Origin of the sequence: Zobellia sp. OII3 (assembly GCF_002211465.1) — a bacterium.
GTDB lineage: Bacteria > Bacteroidota > Bacteroidia > Flavobacteriales > Flavobacteriaceae > Zobellia > Zobellia galactanivorans.
In genome coordinates this window covers 1-14,040 of sequence record NZ_MWRZ01000010.1, presented here as the reverse complement: position 1 = coordinate 14,040, position 14,040 = coordinate 1, and the positions used below count along the sequence as shown (strand labels likewise).

The 14,040-nt window shown below is 41.0% G+C and carries 8 protein-coding genes; 7 read left to right on the top strand and 1 reads right to left on the bottom strand.

Translation table 11 applies throughout. The features are described 5' to 3' along the window. Positions 1-121: 121 nt before the first annotated feature. On the bottom strand, positions 122-1,750 hold the full coding sequence (locus B4Q04_RS19245; RefSeq protein ID WP_088697758.1) for a hypothetical protein: 1,629 nt from the start codon (positions 1,748-1,750) through the stop codon (positions 122-124). A 496-nt stretch (positions 1,751-2,246) separates the two neighbouring features. On the opposite strand from B4Q04_RS19245, the gene B4Q04_RS19235 reads away from it, so the two are divergent. From B4Q04_RS19235 to B4Q04_RS19205, 7 genes are all read left to right on the top strand, one after another. Further along, positions 2,247-3,770 carry an alpha-L-fucosidase gene (locus tag B4Q04_RS19235; protein ID WP_088697756.1) on the top strand — a complete coding sequence of 508 codons (1,524 nt, stop codon included), beginning with the start codon at positions 2,247-2,249 and terminating at the stop codon, positions 3,768-3,770. Between the two features lie 1,016 nt (positions 3,771-4,786). Further along, a complete protein-coding gene (locus tag B4Q04_RS19230) occupies positions 4,787-7,786 on the top strand; it encodes a SusC/RagA family TonB-linked outer membrane protein (protein WP_236631052.1) in 3,000 nt (999 codons plus the stop codon). Between the two features lie 56 nt (positions 7,787-7,842). Then, positions 7,843-9,609: a RagB/SusD family nutrient uptake outer membrane protein gene (locus B4Q04_RS19225; RefSeq protein WP_088697804.1), complete on the top strand. Its 1,767-nt coding sequence runs from the start codon at positions 7,843-7,845 to the stop codon at positions 9,607-9,609. 67 nt (positions 9,610-9,676) lie between these two features. After that, positions 9,677-11,287, top strand: a complete 1,611-nt coding sequence (locus B4Q04_RS19220; RefSeq protein WP_123772401.1) for a hypothetical protein — start codon at positions 9,677-9,679, stop codon at positions 11,285-11,287. A gap of 86 nt (positions 11,288-11,373) precedes the next feature. Next, entirely contained in the window at positions 11,374-12,441 is a 1,068-nt protein-coding gene (locus B4Q04_RS19215) for a family 16 glycosylhydrolase (protein WP_088697754.1), read from the top strand. Between the two features lie 268 nt (positions 12,442-12,709). Further along, positions 12,710-13,615, top strand: a complete 906-nt coding sequence (locus tag B4Q04_RS19210; protein ID WP_013994902.1) for a DnaJ C-terminal domain-containing protein — start codon at positions 12,710-12,712, stop codon at positions 13,613-13,615. A 4-nt stretch (positions 13,616-13,619) separates the two neighbouring features. Next, positions 13,620-13,910, top strand: coding sequence for a chaperone modulator CbpM (locus B4Q04_RS19205; protein WP_013994903.1), 291 nt, complete (start codon positions 13,620-13,622; stop codon positions 13,908-13,910). Positions 13,911-14,040 lie beyond the last annotated feature (130 nt).

Genomic DNA, 14,040 nt, shown 5'->3' with positions numbered 1-14,040 from the left:
ATAGATTCGCAAATTAACCCTTCGGAGCTACCATAGCCCTTGTGATACGATAAAATATTGGTTCAATAAAAAATGGGCGATGCTTCTTCCTTATAGGAAAGGTATAAATTCCAAACGCAGTTTATAGTGAAGCAATGAGCTCTTCAAGGTTATCGCTGCGTTGTAGTCCCATTTTCTTACGTAAACGATGTCTTGTGGTATGTATCGATTTTGTGGAGATTCCCAATAGTCGGGCCATATCCTTGCTGCTTAGGTTCAGTTTGATCAGGGCACAGATTTTTTGGTCGGTTTGGCTTAGGTTGGGGTAGGTGCTGTTGAGCTTTTCGTAAAAGTCTTTGTTGACATCGGTAAACCTAAGCTTGAATTCTTCCCAGTTGTTGGCATTACCCGCTGAAATCGATTTCAAGACCCTGTTGATTTCAGAGATTTTTACACTGCCGTCCTCTCCTTGTAATTCATTTTTGAGCTTTTTCAAAAATTCCTCTTTTTCAACCAGTTGAAGTGTAGAAGCCGCCAATTCTTTGTTCTTGGTTTCCAAGAGTTCGTTTGCTTTCTGCATTTCAAGGGCCTTGGTTTTTTCTAACAATCGTTTTTCGGCCCTGTGTTTTGAACGTATGTGCTTTACATAGACGAACCCAATGATTATCACGAATATGAGGGAACTGGCCAATATAATACGTTGAAGCATCAAGATTTTGTCTTGTTGCTCCAATGTTTCCATACGTTGTTGTCTAATGATTTCTTGTTGACGTTCTTTTTCGAGTCTATATTCATTTTTGATTTCCATTAAGGAAATATTGTTTTTGCTCCTGCCATCGAAAAATTTACCGGTAAGTGCTTTTGCCTTGTTTAGATGGGTGTAGCCATCCTTGTAATTTCCCATAAGTCTATAGATTTCCGCCAATTTTTCATGAATGTATGGGGTGAAATCCATATGGCTTTTGTATTGGTCGGAAATGGCAATAGCCTTTTTGTAATAGTCCGTTGCTTTTTTTAATTGTCCGGTATTCTTATAAATAACCGCCCAATAGGCATATACCAGAACAAGGTATGAAGGGGCATTTTCTTGAAACCACGGTTCAATTTCTATTAATATTCTTTCGGCTTCATCATACTTCTTATCCTCTCGAAGCACATAAGCTTCTTCAAACTTTATATAGGGCAGGGCCACCTCGTTTTGTTTATCGGAATAGTAGATATAACAACTATCAAGATATTTTTTTGCCAATTCAGGTTCGTTAAGTCCTCGATAAGTATAGACAAAGGTATAGTAGTTGTTCAAAAGATATTCCTCCTTCATTTTCCCCTTTTCAACGAGACCTTTGATGATATCACGTGATAACCGTAAATATTTTATGGCCTCATCCTTCCTTTTGCTAAAGCTATACATAGCGCCGAGCCTACGGTAAATATGCGACTTCACTACTTCGTTATCGTTCGTGTCGGCTATACTAAGGGCTTTCCAGGCGGTCTCATATGATTTGGAATAATTACCGCGATGGCCGTATTCTTCGGTAAGTTTGATCAGGGTGTAAAGGGCCTTTGTAGATTCGCCCGCTTTCAGAAAGGTATCGATTTCGTTTTCTATGGCCACAATGGCACTGTCTTTTTCAATGTCATCAGACGTATTTGTTCGGGGTATAGGTGTGCTTTTAGGAATGGAGGAGTCTTGGCCCCAAAGCGAAAAATTAATGAGCAGTGATAAAACAACAAGACCATGAGTAGGGCTAAGTCTTTTTGATAATAACATTCAGTTCTATAATTTGTTAATACTTTCTTATATCAATCGTATCGAAAGCTAGGGCTTTTAATCGTAAAATAAGCAATTCCTAAATAATGGACGATTATTGGATAGTGTAAGATCAAGTCTAATTAATTTCTTTCATTTATCAAAATTACCGATGCTTTCGCTTCCAACAAGAGCTTATTGTTATGCATTCCAATCCTGTGACAATGTCGCCTGTATGGTGATTTTCAGTATAACAATGTTACTCTCTTATCTTAAATTTCTATTTTAGAAGGTAAATTTTTTGGAGGATTGAAATCTGTGATGAGATTAAGGGGAAATTGGAGAATGGAGATAAAATTTGACCAGAATTTACCGGTAAAATACACTATACATAAACTCAACAGGCCGGTATAGATGCCCTTATTTTTTAGTATTGGAGGTAAAAAGCCGTAATTTTCGGTTACCAATATTTCCCTCTTTTGGAGGGAAGCGTAAGCTTGATACAAATTTTAGGAAAATGAGAAGGATTTACTTTGTTTTGATAGTGCTACTCGCCGGAAATTGGGGCAGCGCACAAGAGAAAAAATATGAAGCCGATTGGCAATCCCTAAAGGAGTATAAAACCCCGGATTGGTTTCGCGATGCGAAGTTCGGTATTTATTGTCATTGGGGGCCGTATTCGGTTCCCGAGTATGAAAATGAATGGTATTCACATTGGATGTATACTTCACCGAACAATCCCGAACACAAACAGGGAAAACGATTTTACGAGCACCATATAAAAACCTATGGCCCTTTAAATGAGTTTGGTTATAAAGATTTTATACCCATGTTCAAGGCCGAAAAGTTCGACCCAGAGGAATGGGCCGATCTTTTCGAAAAGGCCGGCGCCAAATTTGCAGGGCCGGTATCGGAACACGCTGACGGCTTTGCTATGTGGAATAGTAAGCTCACACCTTGGAATGCTAAAAATATGGGGCCGAAGCGCGATATAATGGGAGAGCTCGCCCGGGAAATCAGAAAACGCGACATGAAATTTATTGCCACCTACCACCGTCAGTGGCTCTTCGGTTGGTTTCCTACATGGGACGAATCGACCGATGCCTCCGACCCACAATATGCCGATCTGTACGGCCCGAAGTTAAAAAAGGGCGATTTTCAATATCCATATAGTACCAAAGAGATTGACGAAGGAATAAAACGATACTATCCCGTTGGGGATAAAAAATTCAACGAAGAATGGTTGGCACGGCTCAAAGAGATCATTGATAATTATAATCCTGATTTGGTATGGTTCGATAATAAGATGGATGTTATTGACGAAGCTTATAGAAAGGAGTTTCTGGCCTATTATTACAATCATGCCCTAAAGAACGACCAAGAGGTAGTAGCTACCTATAAATTTTATGATTTTGCCAAGGGCACGGCCGTTTTAGACGTAGAACGCGCGCGGATGAGCGAAATGAAGAGTTTCCCATGGTTGACCGATGATTCTATTGATTGGAAGGCTTGGAGCCATATCAGCAATCCCGATTATAAATCGGCCAATCGAATTATAGACTTTTTGGTAGATGTGGTAAGTAAAAATGGTTGTCTTCTATTGAATATTACCCCTAAGGCGAATGGTGAAATTCCCGCTCCGGTACAAGAGCGCTTGTTGGAAATAGGGGAGTGGCTAAAACAAAATGGGGAGGCCATCTATAGTACACGCCCTTGGCATGTATATGGTGAAGGATCCACCCGCGTGATAGAAGGGCATTTAAGTGAACGAAAGAACCCTGATAATACGGCAGATGATATCCGGTTTACGGTAAAAGGCAATACGCTATATGCCATACAACTAGATTGGCCGAGTTCCGGTGAGACGGTCATTAGAACATTGGGGAAGAACAGCAAACAGCTTGAGAAGAAAATCAAATCCATTGAACTGCTTGGGGCTTCCGACAAACTGAAGTTTAATAGAAAACCAGACGGTTTATATATCTACTTACCAAAGAAGCCTGTTGGGAAACATGCCTTTGTTTTTAAGCTAACTTTCTAAAATTAAAACGTATTCATTGTTTTATTAGCTGTGGCAACCAGCTTTTCAAGAATCGATGAAAAGAAATTGCTGCAGGATCCATGCGTCTCCATTTTGAGTTCTGATCCTTCCGTTTAGATCATATGTTATACTCAAAACCATTTGTTCTATTCAAGCTACAAGGGCCTCGGTATTCCATTTTTTAGGGCTATGGAACGAGAAAAAAAGCATGTTTGACTAGAAGGTTAAAAATGGGTAAAAAGACGGTGTACACGGGTATAGTCGTGTGTCGAGTCATTTATTTTTGTACGTATTTACCCCTCTTTTTTGTGGTGTGGCCCCCTCTATTTTAACATTTTAAAAATCGGGCATTTTGTCAAGTTGTAGTTTCTTTTAACACTTACGGAAAGCAAAGTAAAATAGGGGGTTGCAGCGGTGTAGTAGACAAATAAATGGGTTTTGTCAAGTTTTTGTCAAGCGCAATTTTTAGGAGTAAATTAACAATATCTCTACTTTGGACATCAATTAAAGGGTATATGAAAATTAAAGGTACTCTTAATTGATAATTCAATAAATAAACTTCACTCATTTTAAACCAACTCGTATTATGAAAAGTAAAAATCACTTTCCTTCTAACCATGCCCCACCAAATCTATTTGGTGTTCCCCTACGTGTATTCAAAAAAAATCACAACGGACATAATGTTGATTTCATTTTTGTATAGGCGTACAATAGCAGAATCTTACGCCTCGAAAGCAAATTAAAGATTACAATAGATCAAGACTGTCCATAAACTAGAATGATAGCTCAACATATTCATCTATAAATAAGTATTGGTCGCTAATTTTTTATCAAGGAGACCGTTTCGGTCAGGCTTGGATAGAGGCTTCAGGAGTAAGATTCCCCCAATTTTTTATTTCACTATGTCCATTTAAAATTTAACAAGAAACTATATGAATTTCAAACACATTTTTCATTTCGAATCCCACATTTTTCGCATGGGGTTGTTCTTGGTCTTTTGTCTAAGTACAGCGGCCGTGCAATCTCAAACTGTAAGTGGAACGGTATCGGCCGATGATGCGCCCTTACCTGGAGTTAGTGTTGTGGTCAAAGGGACCAACAATGGAGTTGTAACCGATTTTGACGGTCTTTATTCAATAAAGGCGGAATCTAGTGACGTCTTGGTCTTTAGTTATATCGGTTTTAAGACCAAAGAGGTAGCTATAAAAGGGAATAAAACCCTAAACGTTATTTTACAGGAAGACGTATCTGAACTTGATGAAGTCGTGGTAGTAGGATACGGTGCCCAAAAGAAAAAGGAATTGACCGGTGCGGTGGCACAGGTGAAATCTGAAGAGCTTATGAAAACCTCTACCTCAGATATCGGTGCCGCACTTCAAGGCCAGATAGCCGGGGTAAACGTAACGGCAAGTTCAGGGTCTCCGGGAGCGGAAGCTAACGTTCAGATTAGGGGGCTTACCTCGATCAATGGTGCTAACCGACCGCTTTATGTGGTAGATGGAATTCCTTTTGAAGGCGATCCAAGGTTGAGTATAAACGAAATAGAGACCATTGATGTTTTGAAAGATGCGGCATCTGCAGCGATTTATGGAACTCGTGGCGCTGCGGGGGTTATTCTGATTACCACTAAGAAGGGTAAGGAAGGTCAAATGAAAATTGCCGTAGACAGTTATTACGGTCTACAGAATATTACTTCTGGAACCCCGCTATTGAACGTGGAGGATAAATTGTATGCCACATTTGTTCAATCTGCCGCCTTGAGCGATAGAAGGTATGGTAACACATGGACCACCATAGAGCAGAGTCCGCATTTCCTTACCAATAATACTAATTTGATGGACGTGGTAGAGAACGATATGGCACCGATTCAAAACCATAGTCTTAGACTTTCAGGCGGTAAAGACGGACTCACCTATAACGTAACAGGAAACTATTTTGATCAAGAGGGTGTAGTAATTAAGTCTGGATATGAAAGATTCAATGTAAGGGCCAATACCCAATTTAAAAAAGGTAGATGGGATATTAGCACGGCTATCTCATTTAGGGTAGAAGATAGGGAGTATGAGCCATGGGGCCTTTTGAGAAATGCCATTGGGTACAATGCGTATCAGCCTATTCTAGATCCGAGTACCAGTGTATTGGAAAATGCCGGTGATGGAACAGGTGCTACCAATCTCTCTTATCTAGGCTATCAGTTTTTGCAAGAAGACAATCAAGAAAACCAGTACTTTGATGGAAATTTAAGTGTTACCTATAATATTACCGATGATCTTAAATTTACAACGAGGGTGGCATCAAGCTATGACAATGGTACAAGAATAACCATCAATCCTAAGTTTATTGCTTATCGAGACGATGGATCCGAGGTTTCTACCCAACGTTCAAAAGTTAGAAACTTGAGTTTGTTGGCGAAGAAGTCTACTTTGGAGAGTATTATAAACTACAACAAAAGTTTTGGCGATCATAACATAAACTTTACGGGCGTATATTCTTCCGAAAAATATACCTATTCCCAATTTTTTGCGGAAAAGAGCGATTTGGCTTCCAATGATATTACGGTGCTCAACGGAGCAACGGCCGACCCCAATGTGGGATCGGGTAATAATCCATGGACGCAGAATAGGGAAAGTACATTGATCGGTATGTTGGCACGACTTCAGTACAACTACAAGGGAAAATACCTTTTAAACGCATTTGTTAGAAGGGATGGGTCTTCTAAATTCAAAGAAGAACCTTGGGGAGTTTTTCCTTCTGTATCCGCGGGATGGAACGTGTCGGATGAAGGGTTCTGGGATCCCATAAAAAATACGGTCTCTTCTTTTAAATTAAGAGGAAGTAGGGGAACCGCAGGTAACCAAGGTATCGCCGATTATACCTATACGCCTACCATTACTCTAGATAATGATTATGTCTTTGGGGCCGATAAAAATGAGAACCTGGTTCTGGGAGCTATCCAAACGGGCTTTGCAAATCCTTTGGTAAGTTGGGAAACTTCGGTTTCATTGAATGGAGGTTTTGATTTGGGCTTTTTTGATAACAAATTGACCTTTTCGGGAGATTTCTATGAAACAAAAAAGGAAGATATGTTGTTTCCTGTATTGCTACCACCAACAGCAGGAGGTGGGGCAAACGCCGAGGTGACCTTGAATGTTGGGGATATGACCAACAAAGGGGTGGAGTTTGCCATGAACTATCGCCACTCCGGTAAATTTTCTTGGAATGCGGGACTTACCTATACCAAGAATGACAATGTCATCACCAAAATGAGTGGTAGTAACAAAATCATTTATTTTGATGATAGTAGTATCTCCGGACACGATAACGATCAAGATCTAATCTCTGCCTTGGCAGAAGGGTACGAAGGTGGAGCCTTCTTTTTGGTAGAGACCGATGGGACCATTAAAAATGAAGAAGAACTAGTGGAATACCAGAAAATCGTCCCCGATGCCAAACTGGGTGATTTAAAATATGTTGATTTTGATAATAATGGAACCATTGATATCAATGACCGACAGTATATGGGAAGCGGTACTCCTGAATTTGAAATGGGCTTTAATTTTTCGGCCTATTACAAATCACTTGATTTCTCCATGCAATGGTACGGATCCTTTGGGGCCGAAATTATAAATGGAAATAAAGCATTGGCTTATAAACTCGGAAACCACCAAGATTTAGTGTATCAATGGACACCTCAGAACAACACCTCCGATATTCCTGTTAACAGAAATGCTACCCATAACAACTACAGGGGGCAGACCGATTATTGGTTAGATGATGGCACTTTCGTAAGGCTACGTAATATTTCCTTGGGTTACACTATTCCTAGGGATTACACGGAAAAATTGGGGATTACAAAGTTCAGGGTTTATGTAGCCGCCCAGAATCCGCTTACGTTTACCAAATATGACGGATACGATCCAGAGGTCGGTAATAATGGACTTAGTACGAGAGGTATTGATAAGGGAACCTATCCTGTAAGCTCTCAAATACGAACCGGACTTCAAATCGAATTTTAATATAATTTGATATGAAGATGAGCTATTCCGATAAAAAAAATGAAAAAATAAGAGTTATGAAAACAACGATAACAAAACGGTTATTTGCCATAATAATACCTGTGCTGGCATTTGTGGGCTGTTCTGACGATTTTCTTGAACAGACCAATCCTAATCAAATTTCTACGGAAACCTTTTGGAAAGACAATAAAGACCTTGAACAAGGTCTAATTGGAACCTACAAAGGTTTTGCAAATGCTAACAACATAAATTTGGTAGGTGAACTTGCTAGAACCGATTTGGCTTGGGCAAGTGGGTATCAGCGTCCCAACAATACAAATGAGTATTATTTACAGATATTTAACGACGCTTCTTCCGTACCCAATAATAAGTGGAGTGCAAACTATACCACTATATTCAGGGCCAACCAAGTTATTGAGGCGGCGGCAAAAATAGGCGAAACCTACACTACCGAAAAGGAGAAAGAAGAAGGGCTTATAATTCTTGCACAAGCCCGGTTTATAAGAGGATACATTTACTTTAATCTTTATAACACATTTAATAAAGGGGCGGTACCTATTTTTGATTTCGTACCTGTCAAAGAAAGTGAGTTTTATCAGCCCATTGCATCGGCCGAGGAAGTAAAGAAATTCTACATGGAAGATCTTAAGTTCGCTTCCGAAAACCTTCCTGTTAGTTGGGAAGATAAGGAAAAAGGCCGTGTAACCGCAGGTGCCGCCGTGGCCGTTATGGGGCAATCGTATCTCTATGAAGGCGATTACGAAACCGCATCGACTTATTTTAAGAGTGTAATCGATGATTATGGGTATTCATTAACGCCCAATATTGGTAGCAATTTTACCACTATGGACGAGTTCAACGAAGAGTCTATACTTGAAGTTGGTTATTCCTTGGATTTTAAGAACGAATTAGGCGCTTGGGATGGAAGGGATGTAGCCAATCCGGCTTACGTTAGACAGTTTACGGGAGGTGATGGTACTTGGCGAGGAGCGATTCCGGCAAACTGGCTTATTTTGAAATATCGTGATGAGCCCTTGGATTTTTCCGATTCTAGAAACAAGGTCGTCGATGAAGAGGGGAACGAAAGTTTTAGAAAGTTTAGTTTAAGAACATCGTGGTCCGTTGCTTTGGTAGACGATGAAGATATGGGGTATTACTTAAGGGAAAAAACAGGGCAAGGTTCTATTTTTAACGTTCGGATGACCGCTTTTTGGAGAAAACACACGAATTGGGATATTACTCGATCAGAAGAAGAATTATCGCCTGGAAAGGTCAGGTCTGGCGTTAACGAACGTTTGATCCGTTTGGCCGAAATCTACCTTCAGTACGCCGAGTGTCAAATTAAATTGGGTAATGTAGATGAAGCCTTGGTCTATATCAATAGGGTAAGGAGAAGGTCTGGTGTTCAGTTATTGGGACTTAATGGCACAGGCGAGTTTCCGGCGAACGATCACGATAATAAAAGCTATGATGCCCAAAGCTTGATGGAACATCTTATGTATACCGAATTGCCTTTGGAACTATCTGCTGAGGGAGATGGAAACAGAAATATCGACTTGAGAAGATGGGGGGTTAAAGCCGAACGTTTTAAAGAATTGGCACAAAGACGTTATACGGCTGATCATTATACGCTTTTGGATGAAGAAGGTAAAGAGGTAACCAGATGGGCTTCTATATTAAAGGAACTTCCTGCAGGTGATCCAGACATAGACGAAAATTGGAACGAGTTTCAAGAAGCAGCCAATAACTATAACGATGATCTTCATGCCTATTGGCCACTGCCAAATTCTGAAATCATATCCAACCCTCAATTAAATGACTAATATTTTAGAAGATGTTCGGGTTAGATTATTGAAAATGTCTAAAAACAAGCAATTAAAATATCATAATATGAAATACGCAATAAGAATATTAGCGGTCTTGGCCATCCTGTTCGTGGGCTGTGACGATAACGAATATGAGGCGCCCTTCCCCTTTTCCGATATAGGGTTTTATACCAGTAAAGGTACTGTCGATAACCTTCAGGTTAATATAGATGAATACCTGTCTTTTACCGATCTCTCCCAAGGTGCAGTGTCGCACAAATGGACAATAGAAGCTTCGGATGCCTTTTTGGAGGGGCCAATCGATAGACAGGATACAATTTTAGAGAAATTTATCATTGAACCAAGAACAACAACCTCGTATGAAAAGACCGTACACGTACTTTTTCAGTCCTCGGGTACGAAAAAGGTAAGGCTACACAATACGTTTAATGAAATGGTTGTCTTTAAGGGGAATCGTGGAGATGTAGATTATGAAATGCCTGCGAAAAAAGAGGGCGATGTATACGTTATAGATACTACCTTTTTAGTGAAGGTTTATCCGAGATTGGTTCCTAAGATTAAAGTTAGAAATGACGATGTCGTAGTAAACCACGAAGCTACCGATACGGTATATATAGAGGCCGGTAGTAGCTTAGAGTTTACCGACTTGACCACCATAGGTGAACCTACGGGCCGCACATGGTCTGTACGTAAGGCTTTAAAGCCAGGGGATGAAGTGGCGGAAAATCCGGTTTTGAACAGTAGTGGTGATTCTATCGCAAATATAACCTTTAATTCCTTGGGAAGCTTTAGGGTAAGCATGAACTCGTCGCGCTCAGGGCAAAATTTACCGGGTGCTTTTGCAAGTTACCAAATGACCGCACCTGTAAAGGTTATACCCTCTTCTAAACCTTTTGAACTGACCGGAGCGATTCGGGAATTGGAAGATGAAACCATACAAGTACCCTATAATGGAGAATTCACACCCTTTGGTGGTCAAGAAGAGTTCTTTACGGTAATGGTGAACGGAGAGGCTTTTGAGGTTGCCTCGGTTACCGTTAACGAAGATGATGCCACAAAAATGGATATTAAATTGGCGGCACCTATTTACCGACCTGATGTAATTACAGTTTCTTATTCCGGAGGTACCATCGAGTCTACCGATACACGAGAGGCCTTGCCATTTACCGATGAACCTGTAATTATGAGTACCGTGAACCTAGTGCCCGAGGCAATATCAGGTTTGGAGACCGGTGCGGATAGCTGGGGTACATTTTGGAGTAATAAGGGAACTGTGGAGTATTCAACTGAGCAGGCTTCAACTGGTAATTATAGCCTGAAACTCCAAATTGAACCGGGTCAAGATAATGCAGAGGCTAGTGCTATGTTTGAAAACCCAATCATTTTTGAAGAAGGAAAATCGTATATAGTTTCTTATGATATGTACGTGAAACCAGGTGTGGTAGGTTCAGCTGATGCGGAGATGGGCTTATTCCTACTCCAGAACTGGAATTTCCAAGTACGGACTCTTTTTGAGCATCCTGAAGGCGTTTGGGTAACAATCACAAATGAATATGTCAATACTTCGTCTTTATCACAATTCTATCTTAGAATTCTTACTAATGCTGACAAAACTACGGCTGCAACCGTGTATTACGATAACTTCTCTATCATTGAAAAAGAAGAGAGGCCATAACAATTGTTGAGTGTTTGAGATAGAGGGAGAATTGAAATATTCTCCCTTTTTATCCTTTTTTCATTTTAAACAAATTACGTATAAACATGTATTTAATATATCTTAGGTTGGTCTTTTGCTGTGCCCTTTTGTTGGGGTGTGGCGACAATTCAAAATTTGATAGTGCAACGGATTTGCCGGTTGAACAAGAACAAGAACAAGAACAGGAAACGGAACAAGAGGGAGAACCCGAAGAAAGTTCGGAGCAAGACCTTGTCGAGGAGGTCGACTGGAAGGATATTCCCGTACCCGCCGATGCAGGACCGAATATGAAGTGGGAGTTTCAAGAGATTTCCGATAATTTTGAATATGAGGCCCCTGCGGATAATAAGGGGAGTGAATTTCTCGAAAAGTGGGACGATTTTTATCACAATGCCTGGGCAGGCCCAGGGCTGACCGAATGGATACGGGACAGGTCCTATGTAGCCGATGGCGAGCTAAAGATGTGGGCGACAAGAAAACCGGGCTCCGATAAAATAAACATGGGGTGCATTACTTCTAAGACCCGAGTGGTCTATCCTGTTTATATTGAAGCAAGGGCAAAGGTCATGAACTCTACCTTGGCTTCGGATGTTTGGCTCTTAAGTGCCGATGACACCCAAGAGATAGATATTCTAGAGGCATATGGGGCCGATTATTCCGAAAGTGCCGGAAAGGATCATTCCTATTTTTCTAAAAAGGTACACATAAGCCATCACGTCTTTATTCGAGACCCATTTCAAGATTATCAACCAAAGGATGCCGGTTCTTGGTTCGAAGACGGCACCGTCTGGAACAAAGAGTTCCATAGGTTTGGTGTGTATTGGAGGGATCCATGGCATCTAGAATATTACATAGACGGTGTTCTGGTGAGGACCGTTTCGGGAAAGGACATTATCGACCCCAAACACTTTACGAATACAACGGATCCCGGTAATACGGAAATCGATACCCGCACCGGTCTCAATAAAGAAATGGATATTATTATCAATACAGAAGACCAAACTTGGCGGTCTTCTCCGGCCTCGGGTTTACAGTCTAATACCTATACGCCAACGGACAATGAATTGAGCAATATAGAAAACAATACGTTCAGGGTCGATTGGATCAGGATCTATAAACCTGTAGAGAAATAAGAAAGTCCTTCTTTTGCTTTGGTCGCGCCCGTGAGCTTATGATTCGGCGCTGTCTAAATAGTTTTATAAAACCATAGGTAGTTCCCCCTTTGTTCAAACTACTTGCCTATGGTTTTTTTTATGTTTTATTCCAGAAAGATGACCGGGGTCATATGATGTTATTTATCTTTTTCTTCCCATAAAAACATTACCGAAAAGGCTTGACCTAGCGGTGATTTTTAGTTAATTTCATGCTGAGATTTACGTCTTCGTTTAAATAAACATCAAGATGGAGTATATAGATTATTACAAGGTTTTGGGCGTACCCAAGAATGCCACTGAAAAGGAAATTAAAAAAGCATACAGAAAACTGGCAAGAAAGTACCATCCTGATGTAAACCCCAACGATGCGGCTGCCGAGAAAAAATTCAAGGAGGCCAACGAGGCCAATGAGGTTTTGGGCGATCCTGAAAAGCGAAAGAAATACGACCAGTACGGAAAAGACTGGATGCATGCCGAAGAATTTGAGAAAGCCAAGGCCCAACAACGGGGCTCCCGGGCAAGTTCAGGGCAGGGCCAAGATTTTGGTGGTGGCGATTTTTCCGATTTCTTCGAGTCTATGTTCGGTGGGGGCGGATTTTCCCAAGGAGGCTTTTCCTCTCGGGGAGGACAACAGGTACGGTACAGGGGGCAAGACCTGAACGCCGAACTCCGGTTAAATTTGCATGATGCCTATAAGACCCAAAAGCAGACCCTGACCGTAAATGGAAAGAACATAAGAATCACCATTCCTGCCGGAATCGAAAACGGCCAGACCATTAAAATTGCGGGGCACGGCGGTCCGGGCCGTAATGGCGGACCCAAAGGAGATCTTTATCTCACCTTTATCATCGATAACAATACCCCGTTCAAAAGAGACGGAAACCATTTGTACAAGAACGTTGACCTAGATCTGTATACCGCCATCTTAGGGGGTGAAATTACGGTCGATACTTTCGATGGAAAGGCAAAACTCAAGGTCAAACCTGAAACCCAAAGTGGTACTACCGTAAAATTAAAGGGCAAAGGTTTTCCTATCTATAAAAAGGAAGGTCAGTTCGGAGATTTGTTCATTACATACAATGTGAAGACCCCTACCGGTCTTTCCGATCAAGAAAAGGAACTGTTCAAAAAATTGGCATCCCTTAAAAACTAAGATTATGCAGCAAGAAGAATATGTATCGGTTACCGAATTCTGTAACGGCCATAGTATTTCTACAACGGTCATTAGTCAGTTGAACGAATTTGGACTTGTAAGGGTCATACAGCGTAGTGATAGCTTGTACATTCCTATGGAAGAGCTTCCCAAGGCCGAAAAAATACTGAGGTTGCACACCGATTTGAATATTAACCTTGAAGGAGTAGAAGTCATTACACGGCTGCTCGAACGTATCGAACGAACCGAAGAAGAGCTCACAAGGCTTAAGAACAAATTGAGCCTTTACGAGTAAGGCCGTCAGACTGTCTCAATACTTAAAGATAGCTTTACCTCGCAAGGTTCGATATTCCTTATCTTTAAGTATGGAGTATCAACAGAAACAATCCCGTACCCAGCTTACCCTCTACACCACTTGTCTGGAC